This is a genomic window from Collinsella sp. LCP19S3_H3 (genome assembly GCF_052119145.1).
GTDB lineage: Bacteria > Actinomycetota > Coriobacteriia > Coriobacteriales > Coriobacteriaceae > Collinsella.
This window is the reverse complement of record NZ_JBQKFW010000001.1, coordinates 24,937-45,287: the sequence shown is the minus strand read 5'-3', so window position 1 is coordinate 45,287 and position 20,351 is coordinate 24,937. Positions and strand designations below refer to the sequence as shown.

Genomic DNA, 20,351 nt, shown 5'->3' with positions numbered 1-20,351 from the left:
GCCTACCTTTCCGTGCAACTAATGCAGGGGTCGATGGTCAGGATAATCATGGGCACGTTGGCAATGAGCACGCCCTGCAGCGCATGCGTCAGGCCCGCCAGGTTTTGCGACGTCGGCGTGCGCACACGGAAACGGTCCAAATTCTTGGTGCCGTTACCGCGCACATAGTAGTACGCCTCGCCGCGCGGCTGCTCAATCACAACCTCGCCGCGCGCGCCATCGGCTGGCGTAAGCTTGGTACGCCCGCCGATGCCGTCGTGCGGAATCTTGCCCACAAGCTCCTTAATGATGTCCATGGCCTGCGTGACCTCGGCACAGCGCACCTGGCAGCGGGCATAGCAGTCGCCATCGGTAGCAACGATGGGCTCAAACGCAGCCAGGTCCGCATAGGCACCGTCGCCAAACATGCGCACGTCGTAATCCACGCCCGAGGCGCGCCCAAACGGACCGACCATCGACAGGTCCAACGCGTCCTTCTTGCTGATCACGCCCACGCCATGCAGGCGCTCGCCGCAGCTGTCGTCGTCCAAAAAGGTATGCACCAGGGCCTCGTAGTCGGGGCGCATGGCATCGAGCGTCTGGACAATGCCCGCCAGCTCGGAGTCCTCAATGTCATGCTTAAGGCCGCCGATCTCGTTAATCGACAGAATCACGCGACCGCCACACGTGCTCTCAAAGATCTTGAGAATCTGCTCGCGCAGGGTCCACGAACGATAGAACAGCGCCTCGAAGCCAAAGGCATCGGCGAGCAGGCCCAGCCACAGCAGGTGCGAGTGAATGCGCGAAAGCTCATGCAAAATGGTACGGATATACCGCACGCGGCCGGGCACTTCGATGTCGAGCATGCGCTCGCAGGCGCTGGCATAGCCGCAGCTGTGACCCACGGCGCAAATACCGCAGATGCGCTCGGCGATGTAGCCAAACTGGTGCATGTCACGCTTTTCAGTGAGCTTCTCGAGTCCGCGGTGCACAAAGCCGATCTGCGGAATTGCCTCGATAACGCGGTCGTCCTCAAGCACCAGGTCCAGGTGAAGCGGCTCGGGCAGCACCGGGTGCTGCGGGCCAAACGGAATAACGGAGCGATGTGCCATGGACCTTACGCCTCCTTTTTCTGCTTATCGCGGGCGGCTTTGGCGGCAAGCGCCGCGCGAACCTTGGCCGCTTTCTCGGGATCCATGGCGGCGAGCTTTGCCTCCATCTCGGCAGCCTTGAGCGCGGCCTTGGCGGCAGCCTCGTCATGCTGAGCATCGGAGCCGGCAGCCGCAGTGGGCTGAGCGACGGCAGCGCCCGCAGCATCGCCAGCGCCCTCCCCCGCAGCGGCCGCGGCAGCGGCGGCCTTCTCGGCCGCGGCTTTGCGCACCTTGGCCTCGGCAGCGGCACGGACCTTCATGGCCTTCTCGCGCGCAGCCTTAACCTCGGGCGTGATGACGCTCATGGGATCGGCAGTCGAGACCTGGTAGAAAAAGCCCTTAAAGTCAATCTGCATGTCGGTAATGGCAAGCCCAAACAGGTCGTGTGCCTCATTTTCAAACGGGAACACCGCAGGGTAGTACGAGCTGATGGATGGAATCTCCTGGTACTGGTCGATACCATCGACTACCAGGTTCTCAATCGCATAACTGCCGTCCTGCGCGATCTGCTCCTGGGCAGCACGAACGTTGATGAACGTATAGACCAGGCGATACGTGCCGTCGTCCACATTGCGCTCGGCGTGCATCTGTACAAAGCGGGCACCGGCACCCTTGAGCGCCTGGACATGCGACAGCAGCGCATCGAGCTCGACGGTGGTATAGATTGCCTTTTGCATTACTCGGCCCCCCTTGCAGCGGCGGACGCGGCGGGCGTCCCATCAGGTGCGTCGCCAGCGGCGGGCGCGTCGCCGGCCTCAGCCGGGGCCACAAATCCGTCCTCGCCCAGCTCAACACCACCATCCCAGGTAGCGGCACCGCCCACGGTAAGCGGGTCGCCGCCGGCGCGCATCACGGCCTCCTTCTGGTCCAGGATGCCGCACGCCTCCACGATGGCGTCGATAACCGTCTCGGGGCGAATGGCGCATCCGGGCGCGTACACGTCCACGGGAATTGCGCGATCCACGCCACCGATCACGTTGTACGCATCGCGGAACACGCCGCCCGAGCACGCGCAGATGCCGCACGCCACCACGCACTTGGGCTCGAGCATCTGGTTGTAGATCTGGCGCACGACGGGCAAGTTCTGGGCGTTGACCGACCCCGTCACCAAAAAGATGTCCGCATGTTTGGGGTTGCCGGTGTTGACCACGCCAAAGCGCTCCGCATCGAACAGCGGCGTGAGCGAGGCCAGCACCTCGATATCGCATCCGTTGCAGCTCGAGCCGTCGTAATGAATAACCCACGGCGAGCGCGACATTTTATGATCCATGGATGCCGCCTCCTAAATAAACACGTCGACGAGGATGGGCATAAGGTTGAGCAGGCCAAACACCAGCGCCACGCCCCAGCCGAGCTTAAAGCAGCTGCGCCAGGTGCTACGCGCGAAGGTATTGTCAATCAGCACCTCGACAAAATACGTCATGACCATAACGACCAGGGCGACCAACCAGCTCACCGGGTTGTCCCAAACAAAGAACATGCCCACCCACATCAAAAACAGCACGGTCTCGCACCAGTGCATAAGGGTCATCTTGGCCAGCGTGCCGCCGCTCATCTCGGTGGCGACGCCCTGGACGATCTCCTGATGCGCGTGATGCGAGTACGAAAGATCGAACGGTGACTTGCGCAGCTTGATGGTAAGCACCGCGAGCAGTGCGAGGAAGATGGGCGCGCTGTACACGATGATGGGGGCCGACTGCCCCGTCACGGCGATGGAATCGAAGCTATCGGTGGCAAGGTACAGGCCCACACTCATCAGCAAAACGGCGGGCTCGTAACTCATGACCTGCAGCAGCTCGCGGTCGGCGCCGACCTGGGCAAACGGGCTTTGCGTCGAGGCGGACGCCAGCACCACAAAGATCGCAGCGAGGGTAACCATAAAGGCGCATAACAGTGTGTTGGAACCCGACACAAAGATGCCGCCGCCCACCACGGTAAAGACGAGCGCGCACGCCATGTAGGTATCGTCCACGGTGTTTACGCTGGCAGGGGCTTTGCGCAGGAGCTTGGCTACATCGTAGAACGGTTGCAGCAGACGCGGTCCCACGCGGCCCTGCATGCGGGCGGACAGCTTGCGGTCGATGCCGTCGATCAGGCCACCAACCAAAGGCGCCAGCAGGGCAAACGCCACGGTGCCTATAAAGATGCCTACGACACCCGAGCCTTCGAAATACTTGCCGCGCAGCACCGAGGGCTCGCCCATGGCGAGCGTATCGGGACCAATCCATGCGCAGCATAGCAGCGCGAACAGAATGATGCTACAGCACACGATGCTGCCCGCGGGGCCAATACGCTTCTCGCCAAAGGCGTCCTCCAGGTACCAATTGCGCTTTTCGGCCTTCACCTCGTGTCCCATCGAGCCGCGGAAATGACGGTAATTGTCGGTTCCCACGCCCGAAAGATATACGTTTACGTGCGGTTTGTTGCTCACGCGGAATGAAGTCAGCAGCACCACGGCGATAAAAGCCACGATAACCACCATTAGATACATGGCATCCTTGCCAATAACATACGGCACGCGGCCAAACACCATGGCCAAGTAAGGCGACACCAGACCGCTCGAGATAATCGGGAACGCTACACAGCACAGAATCAGCAGCGCGGCGATAGTGTTGAGCGCTATCCATTCGGTCTTATGGACATTGCCCTCCACGTTTTCGGCCGTAGAATCCACGCCCGAGAGCTTGGCGAGCCACTTGCCCCAGAAGAAGAACGTCGCGGCCGAGCCAAAGGCCAGCACCATGATCATGAGCACATTACCGGTCTGCGCAAACGCCACCAGGGCGCCCCACTTAGACACGAGCATGCCAAACGGCGCCACGAACATGCCCATGATACCCAGCATCATCAGGCGCGTCAGGTGCGGCATGCGGCTGAACATGCCGTCCATGTCCTCGATATTGCGGCTGCCGATATGATGCTCGGCCGTGCCCACGCACAGGAACAGCAGCGACTTTGCCACCGTATGGAACAAGATTAAGAAGATGGCGGCCCACACGGCCTCGGGCGCGCCGACACCCAGGCAGGCACTGATGAGGCCCAGGTTGGAAATGGTGGAGTACGCGAGCACACGCTTGGCATTGCTCTGCGAGATGGCCATGAGGGCGGCGAGCAAAAACGTGATGGCGCCCACGCTCGTGACCATAAAGCCGGTCACGGGATAGGTGGCGTACAGCGGGCTCAGCTTGACCATCAAAAACACGCCGGCCTTGACCATGGTGGACGAGTGCAGCAGGGCGCTCGTGGGCGTGGGGGCGACCATGGCGCCGAGCAGCCAGGTGTGGAACGGCATCTGTGCGGCCTTGGTAAGCGCGGCGATCGACAGCAAGGCGACCGGCAGCACCAGCAGCGCGGATTGCGCGGTTCCGGAGCCGGAAAGCTCGATCATGCCCGAGATGGTCAGCGGCACGCCGTTGACGTGCAGGAACATAAGGCCCGCCAAAAACGCGATGCCGCCCAGCATGTTGAGGATGATCTGGGTAAAGGCGTTTTTGATGGCCTCGGGCGTGCGCGTATAGCCAATCATAAGAAACGAGCACACGGTGGTGATTTCCCAGCCGCAGAACAGCCACTCCAGGTTGTCGCTCGTCACGATGACGAACATGGCCGAGAGGAACAGGAACATAAGCGCCAGGAACTGCGGGCGTCGGTCGGGCGCGGTCTGCCCGCGCAGCGCGGCCTCGTGCTCATCGTGCGCCTGGAAGTCCTTCATGTAGCCCAGGGCATACACGCAGATCAGGCTGCCGACAATGCCAACGGCGAGCACCATGATCACGCTCATATAGTCCAGGTAGAGCGGCGTGGCGGTGACGACCTCGGCCGTGGGCAACGTCATGCCAGCGAAGGCAACCGAACCCACCAACTGGACTATGCCGAGCACCGTGGTAAGCACGCTCTTATATTTGTGCGCGTTGTACAGGATGACGGCGCACAGGATGACGTCGATGACGGAGCTGATGATCGAGAGCACATGCGAGGTGCCGGGGGCAACCTCAAAGCCCTGCGGACCCGTGCCAAAAAATAAGACGGCAACTACAACGGTCACCGCCATAATAATGCCGGAGCCTACAAGCCCTACCGCATCGCGGGCTCGGTCACTGCGCGCGAGCAGCATGCCCATCGCCGGTACCAGCGGAAACAGGGTAAGGAAATACAGTAGCGTCATACCATCACTCCCCCATGCAAAAACGCTGCAATTATTTAACGTTATAGCTCAAATTGGGAGTTCAGGCGGCAGGTTTTCGGTCAACTGGGGAGTTTTAGGCGTATGGGGTAAGGACATGTCCGCTTTGGAGTAGAGAGGCAACGCTCCCCCTCTCGTAGCGGCGGGCGCACGGGCCACTGCGCGCGGTTTATTGACCACTTTGAAGGATGTCCCGATAGACTCGCGGCGGTCCAAAAAGTTGGCGCGGCAAGAAAAATGCGCCCCTGCGGACGCACCATCCCGTTCGCTATTCCGCCTTTTTAACGCGCGGTTTACGACCCCGCGGCTTATCGACCAAGGCGGCCTCGCCACCGTCGCGATACTGTCGGCACCAAGCTTTAACCGAAGACTCGCTGGGGATCTTGTGCTTGACCATGACCTCACGCACCGTCAGACCATGTTCCAAGCGGTCCTTAACCACGGCAAGCTTAATGTCAAACGAATATGTGTGGTGATGAGAGCCCGCATTGAGAACGGCGTCGGCGCCGCCCACGGCATACGCACGGGCCCACTGACGAGCTGTGGCCTGGGGGATGCCAAGCTCTGCGGCGAGCGCGCGATGGCCGACCCCTTCTTGGAGGATCTCGACAGCGCGCTGCCTAATCTCGGGCGCATGCGTGCGAGTCCTTGTTGTTTCTGACATACCTGCCACTTCTACTTCTTAGCCTTAAACGTTAAATTGCTTTCTTACGTGCAAGTTAGATAGTAGCATTTTACTGTTTGCTCAAAGCAGTTAATTAAAATAGACGCGGCGCTATCTGGGAATTTGACACCAATTTACGACATTTCTTTATTGATTATTTACGCTGGTAACTAGCTCGCAGCTAATCCTCATTCGCTTGCCAGCAAAATTGGCATCTCTTTATATCCTTTGGAATAGAGGGTATGATTATTAACCCCTCCTCCAATAATTTTGAGCAGCCTGCAAGGCAGTAGACGCCTCACTCCCCATGATTAGCGCGCATTGCCGTCCACCGGGGCAAAACAAAAAGGGCGGGACCTGCTGCGCTTGCAGGCCCCGCCCCGATTGACACCCGATGGGACGCGGCCGGGCGAGACAGATCCGTGCTACCGCCCCGCCTGGCCGCGATGTTCAACTACAGCTCGTTGGCCGCGTGATATGCCGTGCGAATGGCGTTCGCAATGTCGGCGGTGCGCTCGCCCGAGCAGTCGCCCACGCAGGTCACGGGCACCGTAACGTCATCCAAGTCAAACGCGTTGGCCTTGGAACCGACGGCCATCACCACGTAATCGCAGGCGATCTTCACCGGCTCCTCGGCGCCGTCATCGGCAGTGCGAATGGCCTCCACGCCCTCGTCGGTAATGGCGGTCAGACGGGTCTTCACGTGCTGCTCCACGTTGTGCTCGGCAAAGTCGCTCATAATCAGCGGCAGAATGGTCTCGGACTCGCCCGCGGCAATCTTGTCGAGCATCTCCACGATCGCCACTTCGCAGCCGTGCTGCAGCAGGTACTCGGCAGTCTCGGTGCCCACCAGGCCACCGCCAATGACGGCGACGCGGCCCGTAAGCTCCACCTTGCCGGCCAGCACGTCCCAGCTCGAGACGACCTTCTTAGAATCGGCACCCGGAACAGGAATGACCACGTCGTGCGCGCCCACAGCCACAATCGCGGCGTCGGCGGCGTTGAGGTCCTCAGCGGTAGCGGCATGGTTGAGCTCAACCTTCACGCCCAGGCCGGGCAGAATCTTCTCGTAATACTCGACCGAGCGCATGATCTCGTCCTTGCGCGGAGGCGCGGCCGCCAGCACAATCTGGCCGCCCAGATGATCGCTCGCCTCGTAGACGGTCACGTCGTAGCCGCGCTTGGCCGCCACGCGCGCGGCCTCCAGACCGGCAATACCGCCGCCCACAACGGCGATCTTCTTGTCGCCCTCGCCCGGCTTAATGGCGATGGTAGCCTCGTCGCCGTTCTCGGCATTGAGCACACACGAGATGTACTTGCGGTTTTGAATCGCATCGACGCAGCCCTTGTTGCAGTTGAGGCACTCGCGGATGGGCTCGCCCGTGGCGGCCTTCAGCGCAATGTCGGGGTCGCACATGAGCGAGCGGCCATAGGCGATGATATCGGCCGCGCCGTCTTCCAGGATCTTCTCGCCAGCCTCGACCGAGACAACACGGCCCACAGTTGCCACCGGCACGGAGACCAGGGCCTTGACGCGCTCGGCCACGGGCAGCGTCCAGTTGTAGGGCATGGCGCCCATGGACGGAATGGTGTCGCCCATATTGCCGGTGTGGTTGGCTTGTGCAACCTGGATCATATCGATGCCCGCGCCCTCGAGCAGCTTGGCAAACTCGCAGGCCTCATCGGGCTGCAGGCCGCCCTTGCCACGCAGCGTGCCGTCGGGGTTCTCCATGATCACGGGGAGCTTATACTCCACCATCAGCTGCGGCGCGGCTTCCTTGATGGCAGCGACGACCTCCAGCGCGTAGCGAACGCGGTTCTCAAACGAGCCACCGTACTCGTCGGTGCGCTTGTTGAGGATCGCGGAGCACAGCGAACCCACCAGGCGGTCGCCGTGGACCTCGATGGCGTCGATGCCGGCCTGCTGCGCGCGAGCGGCCGAGGCAGCGATGGCCTCCTTGATCTGGGCGAGCTGCTCTACGCTCGCCTCGTTCACAAAGTGCTGCATATCGTGGTGCAGCTTGGCATATGCCTGCTTGCGGATCTCGTTGGACTCGGCCATCTTGGCGGCAAAGGTCTCCTCGTCGCCGGCGGCCTTGGCCTCCTGCGCGGCTTTGGCCGCAGCCATGGAGCCCATGACCATGCGGCCGACACCGGGCACGTCGTACTCGGGGTGGAACAGCTGCAGCGCGACCTTGGCACCGTGCTTGTGGACGGCGTCGGCCAGTGCCTTAAACGTGGGGATCTGGACGTCGGTCGCCAGCTTGGGCGTGGGGCTTGCGGTCATGACGGGAGCGACGTCGCCGATGACGATGTAGCCCACGCCGCCACGGGCCAGACGCTCGTAAAAAGCCAGGCTGCGCTCGCCGATGGAACCGTCGCGCTCCTCATAGCCGGTGGTCAGCGGCGGGAACATAATGCGGTTCTTGAGCTCAAGGGGGCCAACCGTAATGGGCTGGAGCAGCTTGGACGCAGGTGCGGTCATGGACATTCCTCTCTTGTAGACGCGGCGGCGATGGTGCCGCGTAGTTGTTTAGAGGATATGGCATGGGGGTACAGCGGCACAACGAAAATCGGCGGATAGCAGGCAGCGGCAGGCGGATGGGGCGGGGCGGCCCGTCGGTTTGTCTCAATCTGTAACAGCTACCCAGCAAAACCGGGTCTTACTGTTACAGATCGAGATGTTCCTCTCGACCCATCCTCAACAATCTAAATCTGTAACAGCTAGACCCACTTTTGACCCCTACCTGTTACAGATCAAGACAAACGGAAGCGTTCCGTCGGAAAATCTCGATCTGTAACACCTACAGGCCAAAAACGACCCCAGATGTTACAGATCGAGACGAACAAACTCGGTCCAACCAAACATCTCAATCTGTAACAGCTAGACCCACTTTTGACCCCTACCTGTTACAAATCAAGACAAACGGCAACTGTCCGTCCGAATATCTCAATCTGTAACAACAACTCGGCAAAATCCGTCCCTCGTGTTACAGATCGAGACAAACGGAGCCCCGCTCGCCGGAAATCTCAATCTGTAACATCTACAGACAAAAATCGGACCCACCTGTTACAGATTGAGACAGCCCCAACAACACCGTCCCCGTTCGAGGAAACGACCGCCACACTCACCTTTTTAAACAACCTAATACTGCGCAGCCTGCGATAATAATTTGGTCACGCGTCGACTACGGCGAAGACGCGGCAGAGGGGACACCCATGCAACCGAGTACCACCGATAGGTCCACCGCAAAGCAAGCGCTGCTCGAGGCGCTCTTGAGCGACGCGGGGCTCAAGAACCTCACGCAAACAGCCTCTACCGTTATGGGCAACCCGGTGCTCGTCGTCGATCCCGTCTACCGCTATGGCGCCCGCGGTGGCTTTGAGCTCGACGATGCCGACGACCCCCCCCCTTGCAGCCATCACCCGCGCCGAGCTCTCCGAAGGCGATATGCTGCAGGACGAAGCCGTGCGCTACATCATCGAACGCGATCTAGACGAGAAGATTGCCCGCTCGACAGGCCCGCTCACACGCTATAACGACATGTTCTGCCTCAACACCATGACCGGTGCGATCAAGGTTCACGGCACGTGTCTGGGCCGGGCGATGATGATCGAGCGCAATCTCATGCGAATCCTCCTTTATAGGGCTCTCGGACGAGCCCGGGTTTCATGCGAATTGCATGCGTATCGACAGCCATACTTTCGCTCGAAAACAGGCTCAAAACCATGTGCAGGAGCACCGATGTTTGCCCATAGCGACCATGGGCTTTGTGCGGATGAACCATGCGTTTGGGCAACGCTTTCGAGCGCATGGTCCTGGCGCCATACGCACAAAGGGGGGCGGTGTGCCTTATGGCACCCGCCCCTGATAATCGAGTTTTCTTATGTTTAGTCTTATAAACAGTCCAATATCTTTAGGCAAGATCACCCCGACGACGCTCATCCTGCCTGGAAGGCCAGACTCCACCCGCCGCTCGATGGGATGAGTCCGCGCATCACCTGGACTCTCTACGCCTCCAATGGATCGGTAGCCTCTTACGAACACTTTCAAAAGTATGACAAGAGAAAGAAAAGTCCGTAGATTATGCATCTTTAGACTCGTGAAAAAGCGCATCGTGCCCGTCAGCGGCGACGCACCGGCCTTCGGGACGCCTGAAGGCTACTGGGCACGGCGGCGATGTTCATAGCGAATGATGCGGACGCTGCAACTGGTATTATATGACGTACTATTGAAAGGATGCTGAAGAGGTTGCGGGAAAAGACTTGCTTACTAGAAGCAGAGCAAGGAGATCCAGAAGACGGATTGCGGTTAAATGATATGAATTAAATAGGGCACTGCGCGCTATAGAAGGAAAAGGGTGGTGGGTCCTGATGCTGGTCCTGTCTGCTGTTTTAAGTTTATTAATAAAATCTGGCTGTGTAATCTGTGCAGCCCTTTATTTAATCCTCTATATCGGAGGTCAAAAGAAGGAATATCTGTATATCGCTCTGTTTATGCTAAGCCAGTACTTGATTGAGCTAATAGTTCGAGGATACGAAATTAGTTCGCCCCTTTATTATTACTTTCATAATTTTTTTTCGGTGCCCGTAGTAATCAAGTCGCTATTATATTTCGCCTGCGCCTTTCTCATATGTCATTTATTCAAGGGGGCTGTTGGAGGGTCAAAAACGTGGATATTGACATTGGTGGAAGCGCCATTGTTCATCTGGCTCATTATGTTCCCTTTGTTAAAGGTGCGTACAGGATTCTTGTATATTTGTTATTTGTTGCCATTCCAACTTCTGGTTATCGTACTGGCCTTTATCGGTAGCAGGTCCTTTGGCAAAACAGCGCATAAGAGCATGTTTTTAAGGTTAGATATGTTCTTGCGACTGGTTGGAATCCTGGGATTAATGACTGTCTTTGAGGATGTTCTTACGGGGTTACATTATGGGCTAAATAATGATGTTGCAAGCCTAGTAACTAGCGGCGCGATTCGAAGCCGCAATTTTGGCGAAAGCGTCTCCCAGATAGTTGTTGCCGCATATCTTATTGTTGTTGCGGCGCGTTTTTTTGTTGACAAGATCACAGTGAAACCGATTAGCTATGAAGCCTTGACAGGAGAGCTTTCGGAAGAAATCATAGACGCCTATGCGACATCTATTGGCCTTAGTCTCAGAGAACGAGAGATTCTGGGATTCTTGCTCAAGGAGAAAAGCACACAGGAGATATCCGAACTGTTGTTTATTTCGACTGGCACCGTCAAATCTCATACACATAACATTTACCAGAAGGCCGATGTTAGCAACAGGATGCAGTTGCTGCAGAAAATCAGATGTTCATAACGTTGATTACGTTGGGCTAATCAATATGAATCCCACTTCCTTTTGTTTATACAGCTTAGCGCTTTATGAACCCTGGTTCATAAAGCGCTAAACCAGGGTATAGGCTAAGATTGAACATATTTATCGAGACCAGTTCATGTGAAAGCGGATCGGAAAATTACATAATTTTGTCATTAGGTTGTCGGCAACGAGGGGTCTTTGCTTTAGCCATCAAGTTATCGGCAACACGGAACCTCTGAAAGAGAAGGTGACAAGATTATGAGAAGAAAGATAGCCTGCGTATTGTGTTGCGCCAGCCTATGTTTAAGCATGGTGGCAGGCCCAGGATGCTCTGCAAACAATACGCAAGGTGGGTCATCAGACGGCACGCTGGCAAATGCCGGATCAACTTCTGAAAACGAAGAGTTTGACGGGAAGTTCGATGCAACCGTCAACGCAGGAAATGCGCAAGAAGTTGTGTATGTAAATGGCTCCTGGTTTGACATGGGAAAGCAGTATGGCTTACAGCAAAAGGATCAGTTAGAAAGTAACTGGACAGCTGTAATGGCTTCAATTTATGCAGAGGCAGACGATGCCGCATATAACGAAGCTATGGGTAAGATTCTGAAACATTATGAAGAGGATGATCCGTCTGTATTTAATTTCTTGTCGGGAGTAGCTGAGGGGGCAGGAGTCTCAAAGGAAGATGCAGTAGTTGCAGTTATGGGCTCATCTGTTCTTAACTATGACCTCATGATGCATTTTGATCCAGAGAGCTCAAATGATCCAGAGCGTTCAAAAACATGTATGAATGTATCTGCTTGGGGAAGTATGACTCAGGATGGTCATCATCTTGGAGCCGCTAATCTTGATGCAGTCAGCACAACACCCGCCGCAATGTTCTCGAGCATGGTTTCTTATCCGAAACATGGCAATGCAGTCATTGCATCAGGTGGATTGCAGGGAAATGCGTTCATGAACTCTAAGGGCCTTATTATTACCTATGCCGGAGGACCTACGGCATCGCCAAGCGATGATGCTAAGACAATCGATAGGGAAGGCACCTTCCTCGATACTTTGTTTGCTTATTGGTACACAGCCACAAAGTGCGATACGGCAGACGAAGCAGTCAAAATGCTTACGAAAACTGAGTGGATTCACACGGGTAACATCAACGTTTCCGACAACAAGGGAAATGCGTATCTCATCGAGCAAAAAGATAATGCATATGTAGTGCGCAAAGCCGGTGACTACGGTGAGACGGACTATCTAATTGCAGCGAATCATTTCAAGGATGAGCTCTGGATGAATGATTCATATGAGGCATATCCGGATAGCGTGCCAAGAGCCAATACTCTAGAAAAGGTTATGCAAGACGAGAGCGGCAGCGTTACCCCACTCACGCTCGCGAACGGACTCGGAAGCATTCGTTACTATGACGAGGGCAAATGGAGTGAGGAAAATTGGGACTTCGGTGGTTTCTATCAGTTCCACTCTCCAGAAGGCGATGACATAGAATTCAAGACGATTTTCAGGACAATTTTTGATGCAACTGATCAGGAAATGTATGTCTTGAGAGGTCATGACGAGAAATTCCGTTCAGACGTTCCCTATGGTACAGCTAATTACTACAGGCTTACTCTCGGAAAGAACATGCAGGCCACTAATAAGAGCGCAGAAGTCGACGCGCGTATTGCGGTAAGAAATGCAGGAGCTGAATTGTATAAGAAGGGCTCAGTGGATGACGAGTCCATGGAGTATTACAATAAGGCTGCTGAGGCGGTGCACACGGGATGCAATTACACCACTATGGCTGATTGCGCCAATGCGAAAGGCGATAAGGAGCAGGCTGCGATTATGTATGGCCTTGCTACTTCGCAGTTTGCCAATGCTCAGCGATACGCACAGGCATCTTATACTACTGAAAATGTAATTATTCAGTAATCTTGCGTAACGCTCAGCTCGTCATTTAAAGAAAGCGGAAGTGATCTCGAACCCTCCCTAAAGATAACGCTCGAGATCACTTCCAAGATGTACCATCATGCCGATCATCTCGGCATGATGGTACTTTTCGTTTATTCGCGCTGCCAGGCTTTCCTGCGTCTGACCCGGAGTTTTGATCGTGGAGGCCGGATTCGAACCAACAACCTCCAAGGCGCAGAGATTGACACGGGGGATCCAAAATGCCCGCTCAGCAACTAGCTCGCCGTGCTATTTATCCAAAGAAAAACAGCCCAGAGAACAAGGCCTCTGAGCTGCTAAAAGTTCTTGGTCGCGGGGGCAGGATTTGAACCTACGACCTCCGGGTTATGAGCCCGGCGAGCTACCAGACTGCTCCACCCCGCAATGTCTGGGCGCCTCATGTGCGCAAGAAAGAATATTACTCGGGAGTTCGGTGGACGGCAAGGAAACTCTCGTAGAGCATAATTCCTTCATATTTAAAACCTCTCAGCCCATATCACCGTAAACGAATCGCAGCCGAGCGCCGTCGACAGCACGTATACAATGGTGCGCGTCCTTTTATGCCGAAACCGGGAGTAGACATGCTGCTCGCTATCGATATGGGAAACACGCAGACGGCCATGGGCCTGTTTGACGGAGACGAGCTGGTGCAGTCGTGGCGCATGCCCACCGACCGCTCCTATACCGCAGATGAGATCCATGTGCGCCTGATGGGTTTTTTTAAGATGTACGGCCTTTCGCTCGACGCGGTCGACGCTATCGCCTTTGCGGGCGTGGTGCCGCAGCTCTCGCGCGAATGGCATGCCGTGGCCAACCGCATTGCCGCAGACGCCATCGTCATTGGGCCGCAGACGGCCGCCGTGACCAAGCTGCGCGCGGCGCGTCCCCAGGCCGTTGGTGCCGACCGCGTTGCCAACGCCGTTGCGGCCGAGACCTTCTACGGCGCACCGGCGATCGTGGTGGACTTTGGCACCGCAACCAATATCGACGTCATCGATGAGGACGGTTATTACATTGGCGGAGCGATCGCGCCGGGCATCCGCATCTCCATGGATGCGCTTGCCGCCCGCGCCGCCAAGCTCGCCAGCGTGCCGCTCGAGGCGCCCGAGCACGCCATCGGCCGCGATACCGAGGAGTGCATCAAGGTCGGCGCCGTGGTGGGCACTGCCGCTATGGCCGAAGGCCTGGTCGCGCGCATGAAGCGCGAGCTGGGCCGCGAGGATGCCACCGTTATCGCCACGGGAGGCCTCGCCGGCATCGTCGCCGATTCGACCGATGCCTTCGACGTGGTCGATGGACAGCTCACCATTAAGGGTATCTGCGAAATCTACCGCCGCATGCAGGAGCTGGGGTAAGACAGGGACCGGAGCCAAGCGTGAGCACTGTCTTATCCCCTCAGTTTCTCTGACGCACGGGCTAGGTGACTCTAGTTCTCCAACCCCTCCGTGAGCCAGTTTAAGGGACTACGTTTCATCAAAACAGAAAGACCGACACAAATGCGACAGCGTCGCTTTCGTTTCGCGACGCCGCCCCCTCGGCAAACACGGCGTAGTGTTGCACTAGGTCCGAATGCCAGACGCACAAGCCCGGCCTCCGTCCGCATCCCGCCTTTCGAGGGCATCCGCAAGCACTTGATAGTAGATAACCGGATCCTGCGCCGCAGCGAGGCCCGACACCTGCCCGTCGCCGGTCTCCACCACAATCCAGGTTCCATCCACTCGCCCCGCAAAGTCCACGGTGTAGTAGGGGCTCCCAAGATTTGAGCACGCCAGTACAAGCTCCTCGGGCGGCTTCGCAACATTGGTCGGCTGATTTGAATTCCGGCATACGTTGAGGAGATTCCTGTCGAGATAGAAAGCTCTCCATTCATTCGTTGCACCACCGTAGCGGGCCAGATCAACGTACTCTTTGCAGACAATACCGACCGTGAAAAGGTCCCCGCGGAGTTTGACGAACTCTTTAACAATCCCGTCCATGCGCTCCTGGCTCACGGGAGTGTGAAAGCTAACGGGAAACCTCGTCCCTTTGACCGACTTTGCATAGTCCTTGACCATAAACTCCGTGAACATGCGGTTGATTACCACCGCATCAGCCCGATGGCCTAGAAAAGCAGAGCGCAAGCTCTCCACGCTCCTCGAACAGTTCCAGATCGAAAAGCCCCACGTCAAGACGCCCCTCAGCACACGCAGACTCATATTCGATACGCATCAACCCATCTGGAACTATCTTTTCAAAATAGTCAGCTGGAAAGAGTACGTTGGCGACCCTTGGCATAGCAGCCCCCCTTCGCAAATCTCAACCTCACCTTTCTTGCACGTCCACCGACGGCAGCGCGACGCTTGCCACAAAGAGCGGTACGCCGGTGCGAGACACGAGCGCTGCATAGAAAGGCCTGTCAAGCGTTATCTTGCGCGGCTCTGGCGGGTTCTCCGGCGGAAGGCCCGCGACAGCGACCATCACCGTGTACGCGCCGGCCTCTACGCCGTTCTCATCGACAGCGAACTTCGCGCCATGGACAATCTGCGTTGGAGTCCCCTCTACCCCCACCATAGGTGTAAGCTCCATCGCAGTTGCCGTAGAGATGCCGGCGGCCTTTAGCAGCGAGCAGACGTCCGAGAGCGTCGACTCGCATTCAAAGCGAGGAATCCCCAGGTCGACGGGCTCCCATTCTCCCTCGCCTTGGGACAGACGCTCGAATAGCCCAAGCGCGTCATCAACATGATCATCCTCGCCGCTCGGAAGAACAAAACACACGCCGGCATCGGAGCTGAGCGGCAACAAGAAGGCAACCCTGCCGTTCTCGACGATCACCGCGCAATCGCGCTTGCCACGCATAAACGCTGCTTGAACATCGCCGCTCTTTGCATGGAAGGTCTCAACTTTGGTCGATTCACCATCAAACGGATCCGCCCATGCATCCTTCATGTAAAGCGCACTCACAAGACAGGCAAGAGCCACTGGTGATAACTCGATGCTTGGCGACAGCAGGCCGTGAGTTTGTTCGGCTATCCAATCGGTCACCCGTTGGCTAACGCGCGGATCGGCCAAGTCATCGATTGACACATGCACGCTGCATTTGTCGCACTCGTGCAGAAACGCCTCCGATGGGCTCGCGGACCTGGAAAGCCAAGCTGCCGTTGCCGAGCTCGCATCATAACCGTCATAGCCCCAGTTCCGCTCCAGCTCGATGCCGAAGGGATCACGCTCGCTAAACATGTCGCCATCGCCCAGGAGCATGTCGAGCTCCCGACATGTGGCGCCCGAGGCACCCTTTCGTACAATCGTCAACAAGCTCGCGACGCACGCAGGCGACCAAACCCCGTTCTTGCCTTGAGCGAGTATTTTCTCGGATAGGGATTTTGCAACCCTCCATGCCTGTGGACACGCCGAATTTGCTTTGTCAGTCATAGTCTGCTCCCATCGTTAGGATATAAACTATTATTTCGCACGGCGCGGACACAAATCTCGCACCGGAAAGGCCGCCCAATGGCTTTCTAAGAGGCTCAAAGCCTTTCTATTCCTCAAAAACGAAAAATTTTCAGTTTTGAGGAATAGGGCCGCGATGCCACCCTGTAGTCGCGCAAAGACCCTCCCCGGCTGAACCGCCTCCCATTTCTCGTGTCCAAGAAATGGGAGGCAGTTCAGAGGCCGAGGAGGGTCTTGTTGTCATCATTATCTTTGAGCGCGGACATCTCGCGTTACAGCCCGCGAATCCGTACGGCCTCGGGCGGAAACTCCTGCTCGCCGGCATCGGTCTTGATGGTCGCGCGACCCCAGATGTCCAGGCCCGCAAACACACCGACCGCAAGCGGCAAGCCGTTGGGCGACACCGCCGCAACCTGGCGGCCCAGCAGCGGCACCATGTCGAAGTACTCGCCCAGCACGGGAGCCAGCGGGCCGGCGGCGCCCTGCGGTGTGTTGGCGACAACCGCCCAGGCGTACACGCGGGCCAGCACGGCGGTAGTCAGCGCTTCGACCAGCGCTTCATCGGCCACATCCACGCCAAGTTCGCCCAGCGCAGCGCGCTCAATATCCACCGTCACGGCACCGAACATGCCTGCGGCACCGGCGCCACCGTTGACGGCGACGCGTGCAAACGACGTCTCAAACGCGGGCGCGCCGTACACGATATCGCTCGGCCACTGAATGCCCACCTTGCCGGCAAGGCCCAGCCCCGGCGTCGATGCCGTTCCCGCAAGCGCGTCCATCATGCCCATCGCCGCCACAAACGGCAGGCCATGGAAGGCGTGCATATTCACATCCGGGCGCACGACCAGCGAAAATGCCAACGATGTGTCGCCGGCACTCCAGGCGCACCAACCCGCGGGCACACCCTCGCGACCCGCGTCGCGCGCGGCGTCAAGCTCGGCACCGACGGTTACAGTGTTCATCTCAATCATCTACATACGCCCCAATTCGCCCACGATATGGCCCACGCGATCCTCGGGCTCCTTGACCTCGACGCCGTTGTAGCGGAAGAACCGCGCCGGGTCGTGCATCAGGTCCTCGAGCGGCACCAGCACAAAGTCGCGTTCGCCAATGAGCGGATGCGGCAGGCGCAGCTTTTTGCCGCCGTGGATCTCGCCATCCATCCACAGCAGGTCCAGGTCGATGGTGCGCGGGCCGTTGACCTTGGCCCTCTTGGATCGGTCGCGCCCCAGCTCGGCCTCGATCTTCATAAGCTCGTCGAGCAGCACCAGCGGCGCCAGCTCGGTCTTGATCTCGATGACAGCGTTGGCAAACGCGTCCTGGCGCGTCTCGTAGGCCGGCTCGCTCTCGTAGATGCGCGAGCAGTTGGACACACAGGTGAGCGGAATCTCGGCGATCATGTCGCGCGCGGCGCGGATGTTGTCGCAACGATGCCCCAGGTTGGAGCCCACGGCCACAAACGCGCGACGCGGCTGCGGCTTGGCAACAGCCCAGTAGCCGTTCAGGAACTGCGCAAAGCCGGTGACATCGTGCACGCGCACGATGTTGGCACCGGCCTGGATAGCGCCCAGGCACACGCCAAATGTGGCGGCATCGCGCTCGGCGGCCTCGGTCACGCCCGAGACGGCGCCCACAAAGCGCTTGCGCGACACGGCGCACATGAGCGGATAGCCCAGCGACGCCATCTTGGCGGTCTCGCGCTGGATGACGATGTCTTCGTTGGCCGTCTTGCCAAAACCCGGACCCGGATCGATGCAGATACGGTCGCGTGACACGCCGGCGTGGATGAGCGCGCGGGCCTGATCGGACAGAAAGCCCATGACGCGGCGCATGATGGGCGCCGAATCGGGCAGGGTAAAGCGGCGAAGCTGCGAGGTGGGCACATAAGCCTCCTCGCGGCGGGCGCTGCGGCGCATCATGGCGGCCAAGTGATCGCTGGGCTCCGGCGCGGGCTCAGGGGTCGCGGTGGCCTCGGCGGCAGGGGCAGCCTGCTCGGCGGCCGGCGTCTCCTGCTTCTGCTCGCCCGTTGGCTCGGGCGCTGGCTCCGGATCGCCAAACGGCAGCGAGGGCTGCACCACGCCACCCGGCAGTTTGGCCTCCGTCTTGGGCTCGCCCAGCAGCTTGCCACGACGACGGCGGGCGGGCTTCTCGGCCTCGCGCGCGGCCTCGGCAGCCGCCTCGCGCGCCTTCTCGGCAACAAACGCCGCGGCAGAGGTATCGAGCTGCACCGTTGCATGCGTGCGAGCAGGCGCGGCGACCTCGCCGGCGTGCATCACGATGACGCCGCAGGTGCTCGTCGCGACAAACTCGACCATCTTGGGGTCGGTGAAGCCCGTCACGTCGTTGACGATCGAGGCGCCGCAGCGCACGGCCGCCTTGGCAACCGCCACGTGACGTGTGTCGATCGAGACGATGGCGCCCTCTTTGGCCAACGCACGCACAACAGGCAGCACGCGGCGAGCCTCCTCGTCGGGGTTGACCGGGGTAAAACCGGGGCGCGTGGACTCGCCGCCCACGTCGATGATGTCGGCACCGGCATCGAGCATCGCCAGGCCGTACTCGATGGCGGCATCCGGGTCGAAATGCTCCCCGCCGTCGCTAAACGAATCGGGCGTCACGTTGAGGACGCCCATGATGCGCGGACGGTCAAAGCTGAGCTCGTACTTTCCGCACCGCCATGTCTTGCTGTCGTTCGCCATGAACATCCTCCTAAAATGCCCGCGCCGCCACGCTCGGGCGCAGGCGGCGGGGTCGCTTTGCAATCAGTCTTTCTATTGTATCCGCGCACGCGGGCTAGAACGCAAACGCGGCAGCGATGTCGCAAGAAATCAGCAGGTCGGCATTTGCATCCTGATCGGTGGGAGCAAGATTGCATATGGCCAGCGTATCGCCGGTAAAGTATCGCGTAAGACCCGCCGCCGGATACACCACGAGCGAGGTCCCGCCCACAATGAGGGCATCGGCCGCGGCAATGGCGGCAACGGCGTCGGTCAGCACATGCTCGTCGAGCGGCTCCTCGTAGAGCACCACATCGGGCTTAATGCGCCCGCCGCACGCGGGGCACACGGGCACACCCGCGGCGTCCTCGTGCCCGCGGGCGCAAATCCACTCGGCGCTATAGACCGCGCCGCACGACTGGCAAATGTTGCGATGGACCGATCCGTGCAGCTCGAACACGCGCTGCGAGCCCGCCATCTGATGCAGGCCGTCGATGTTTTGCGTCACCACGGCATTTAGTTTGCCGGCACGCTCCAGCTCGGCCAGCTTGGTGTGGCAGCGGTTGGGCTTGGCGCCAAGTGAGATCATCTTGGTGCGGTAGAAGTCGAAGAACTCGGCCGGATGCGCCTCGTAAAAGCTATGCGAGAGCATGGTCTCGGGAGGGTAGGCAAACTGTTGGTGATATAGGCCGTCCACGCTGCGAAAATCGGGGATGCCACTCGCCGTGGAAACACCGGCGCCGCCAAAGAAGACCACACGCTTGTGGGTACCAAACAGCTCCGCCAGTGCGGCGGAGGCCCGCTTGGGATCCGATATCGTCTGCGTCATATGAGTCCTCCGTCCTTGTTGGTCGGGCAGCGTCGGGCGACATCCCAGCATGCGGTCTTTGAGTCAGCACGCGCGGAGCCCACCACCGCCCCTTTTGCGCTAATCTTAAGCCTGCAAACCCCGTCGAAAG

15 protein-coding genes and 1 tRNA gene are annotated in these 20,351 nt (G+C 58.5%); 4 read left to right on the top strand and 12 right to left on the bottom strand.

Annotation, left to right across the window (positions count from 1 at the left end):
- Nucleotides 1-2: 2 nt before the first annotated feature.
- From ACTQZF_RS00205 to bilR, 6 genes are all read right to left on the bottom strand, one after another.
- A complete protein-coding gene (locus ACTQZF_RS00205; RefSeq protein WP_441054776.1) occupies nucleotides 3-1,091 on the bottom strand; it encodes a hydrogenase large subunit in 1,089 nt (362 codons plus the stop codon).
- A 5-nt stretch (nucleotides 1,092-1,096) separates the two neighbouring features.
- Nucleotides 1,097-1,807, bottom strand: coding sequence for an NADH-quinone oxidoreductase subunit C (locus tag ACTQZF_RS00200; protein WP_441554214.1), 711 nt, complete (start codon nucleotides 1,805-1,807; stop codon nucleotides 1,097-1,099).
- A complete protein-coding gene (locus ACTQZF_RS00195; protein ID WP_441554213.1) occupies nucleotides 1,807-2,400 on the bottom strand; it encodes an NADH-quinone oxidoreductase subunit B family protein in 594 nt (197 codons plus the stop codon). The genes ACTQZF_RS00200 and ACTQZF_RS00195 overlap by 1 nt, the downstream gene beginning before the upstream one ends.
- A gap of 12 nt (nucleotides 2,401-2,412) precedes the next feature.
- Complete coding sequence (locus ACTQZF_RS00190; RefSeq protein ID WP_441554211.1) at nucleotides 2,413-5,295, bottom strand: proton-conducting transporter transmembrane domain-containing protein; 2,883 nt, start codon at nucleotides 5,293-5,295, stop codon at nucleotides 2,413-2,415.
- 286 nt (nucleotides 5,296-5,581) lie between these two features.
- A complete protein-coding gene (locus ACTQZF_RS00185; protein ID WP_441554288.1) occupies nucleotides 5,582-5,977 on the bottom strand; it encodes a helix-turn-helix domain-containing protein in 396 nt (131 codons plus the stop codon).
- A 454-nt stretch (nucleotides 5,978-6,431) separates the two neighbouring features.
- On the bottom strand, nucleotides 6,432-8,462 hold the full coding sequence (bilR, locus tag ACTQZF_RS00180) for a bilirubin reductase, long form (protein WP_441554210.1): 2,031 nt from the start codon (nucleotides 8,460-8,462) through the stop codon (nucleotides 6,432-6,434).
- Between the two features lie 879 nt (nucleotides 8,463-9,341).
- Here bilR and ACTQZF_RS00175 point away from each other — a divergent pair.
- The 3 genes from ACTQZF_RS00175 (at nucleotide 9,342) to ACTQZF_RS00165 (ending at nucleotide 13,228) form a co-directional block, all read left to right on the top strand.
- Complete coding sequence (locus ACTQZF_RS00175) at nucleotides 9,342-9,872, top strand: hypothetical protein (protein WP_441554209.1); 531 nt, start codon at nucleotides 9,342-9,344, stop codon at nucleotides 9,870-9,872.
- A gap of 479 nt (nucleotides 9,873-10,351) precedes the next feature.
- On the top strand, nucleotides 10,352-11,305 hold the full coding sequence (locus ACTQZF_RS00170) for a helix-turn-helix domain-containing protein (RefSeq protein WP_441554208.1): 954 nt from the start codon (nucleotides 10,352-10,354) through the stop codon (nucleotides 11,303-11,305).
- 258 nt (nucleotides 11,306-11,563) lie between these two features.
- On the top strand, nucleotides 11,564-13,228 hold the full coding sequence (locus ACTQZF_RS00165; protein ID WP_427795109.1) for a C45 family autoproteolytic acyltransferase/hydolase: 1,665 nt from the start codon (nucleotides 11,564-11,566) through the stop codon (nucleotides 13,226-13,228).
- A 325-nt stretch (nucleotides 13,229-13,553) separates the two neighbouring features.
- Here ACTQZF_RS00165 and ACTQZF_RS00160 read toward each other — a convergent pair.
- Nucleotides 13,554-13,630 (bottom strand) — tRNA-Met (locus ACTQZF_RS00160).
- A gap of 197 nt (nucleotides 13,631-13,827) precedes the next feature.
- Between ACTQZF_RS00160 and ACTQZF_RS00155 the strand changes: the two genes are divergently transcribed.
- On the top strand, nucleotides 13,828-14,601 hold the full coding sequence (locus tag ACTQZF_RS00155) for a type III pantothenate kinase (RefSeq protein ID WP_441554206.1): 774 nt from the start codon (nucleotides 13,828-13,830) through the stop codon (nucleotides 14,599-14,601).
- A gap of 204 nt (nucleotides 14,602-14,805) precedes the next feature.
- Here ACTQZF_RS00155 and ACTQZF_RS00150 read toward each other — a convergent pair whose 3' ends face one another.
- The 5 genes from ACTQZF_RS00150 to ACTQZF_RS00130 all read right to left on the bottom strand — a co-directional run bounded on the left by ACTQZF_RS00150 (nucleotide 14,806) and on the right by ACTQZF_RS00130 (nucleotide 20,221).
- Nucleotides 14,806-15,441, bottom strand: coding sequence for an ATP-grasp domain-containing protein (locus ACTQZF_RS00150; protein WP_441554205.1), 636 nt, complete (start codon nucleotides 15,439-15,441; stop codon nucleotides 14,806-14,808).
- A 106-nt stretch (nucleotides 15,442-15,547) separates the two neighbouring features.
- On the bottom strand, nucleotides 15,548-16,654 hold the full coding sequence (locus tag ACTQZF_RS00145) for a serpin family protein (RefSeq protein ID WP_441554204.1): 1,107 nt from the start codon (nucleotides 16,652-16,654) through the stop codon (nucleotides 15,548-15,550).
- A gap of 290 nt (nucleotides 16,655-16,944) precedes the next feature.
- Nucleotides 16,945-17,646: a hypothetical protein gene (locus ACTQZF_RS00140; protein WP_441554202.1), complete on the bottom strand. Its 702-nt coding sequence runs from the start codon at nucleotides 17,644-17,646 to the stop codon at nucleotides 16,945-16,947.
- The gene (gene folP, locus ACTQZF_RS00135) at nucleotides 17,647-19,374 is read right to left on the bottom strand and encodes a dihydropteroate synthase (protein WP_441554201.1); all 1,728 of its coding nucleotides are present in this window, start codon (nucleotides 19,372-19,374) and stop codon (nucleotides 17,647-17,649) included.
- A gap of 94 nt (nucleotides 19,375-19,468) precedes the next feature.
- Nucleotides 19,469-20,221: an NAD-dependent protein deacylase gene (locus ACTQZF_RS00130; RefSeq protein ID WP_441554199.1), complete on the bottom strand. Its 753-nt coding sequence runs from the start codon at nucleotides 20,219-20,221 to the stop codon at nucleotides 19,469-19,471.
- Nucleotides 20,222-20,351 lie beyond the last annotated feature (130 nt).

Bases quoted from the DNA above. Each gene is read 5' to 3' on its own strand.
- ACTQZF_RS00205 (WP_441054776.1), bottom strand. From the start codon at position 1,091: ATGGCACATCGCTCCGTTATTCCGTTTGGCCCGCAGCACCCGGTGCTG.
- ACTQZF_RS00200 (WP_441554214.1), bottom strand. From the start codon at position 1,807: ATGCAAAAGGCAATCTATACCACCGTCGAGCTCGATGCGCTGCTGTCG.
- ACTQZF_RS00195 (WP_441554213.1), bottom strand. From the start codon at position 2,400: ATGGATCATAAAATGTCGCGCTCGCCGTGGGTTATTCATTACGACGGC.
- ACTQZF_RS00190 (WP_441554211.1), bottom strand. From the start codon at position 5,295: ATGACGCTACTGTATTTCCTTACCCTGTTTCCGCTGGTACCGGCGATG.
- ACTQZF_RS00185 (WP_441554288.1), bottom strand. From the start codon at position 5,977: ATGTCAGAAACAACAAGGACTCGCACGCATGCGCCCGAGATTAGGCAG.
- bilR (WP_441554210.1), bottom strand. From the start codon at position 8,462: ATGACCGCACCTGCGTCCAAGCTGCTCCAGCCCATTACGGTTGGCCCC.
- ACTQZF_RS00175 (WP_441554209.1), top strand. From the start codon at position 9,342: ATGGCGCCCGCGGTGGCTTTGAGCTCGACGATGCCGACGACCCCCCCC.
- ACTQZF_RS00170 (WP_441554208.1), top strand. From the start codon at position 10,352: ATGCTGGTCCTGTCTGCTGTTTTAAGTTTATTAATAAAATCTGGCTGT.
- ACTQZF_RS00165 (WP_427795109.1), top strand. From the start codon at position 11,564: ATGAGAAGAAAGATAGCCTGCGTATTGTGTTGCGCCAGCCTATGTTTA.
- ACTQZF_RS00155 (WP_441554206.1), top strand. From the start codon at position 13,828: ATGCTGCTCGCTATCGATATGGGAAACACGCAGACGGCCATGGGCCTG.
- ACTQZF_RS00150 (WP_441554205.1), bottom strand. From the start codon at position 15,441: ATGAGTCTGCGTGTGCTGAGGGGCGTCTTGACGTGGGGCTTTTCGATC.
- ACTQZF_RS00145 (WP_441554204.1), bottom strand. From the start codon at position 16,654: ATGACTGACAAAGCAAATTCGGCGTGTCCACAGGCATGGAGGGTTGCA.
- ACTQZF_RS00140 (WP_441554202.1), bottom strand. From the start codon at position 17,646: ATGATTGAGATGAACACTGTAACCGTCGGTGCCGAGCTTGACGCCGCG.
- folP (WP_441554201.1), bottom strand. From the start codon at position 19,374: ATGGCGAACGACAGCAAGACATGGCGGTGCGGAAAGTACGAGCTCAGC.
- ACTQZF_RS00130 (WP_441554199.1), bottom strand. From the start codon at position 20,221: ATGACGCAGACGATATCGGATCCCAAGCGGGCCTCCGCCGCACTGGCG.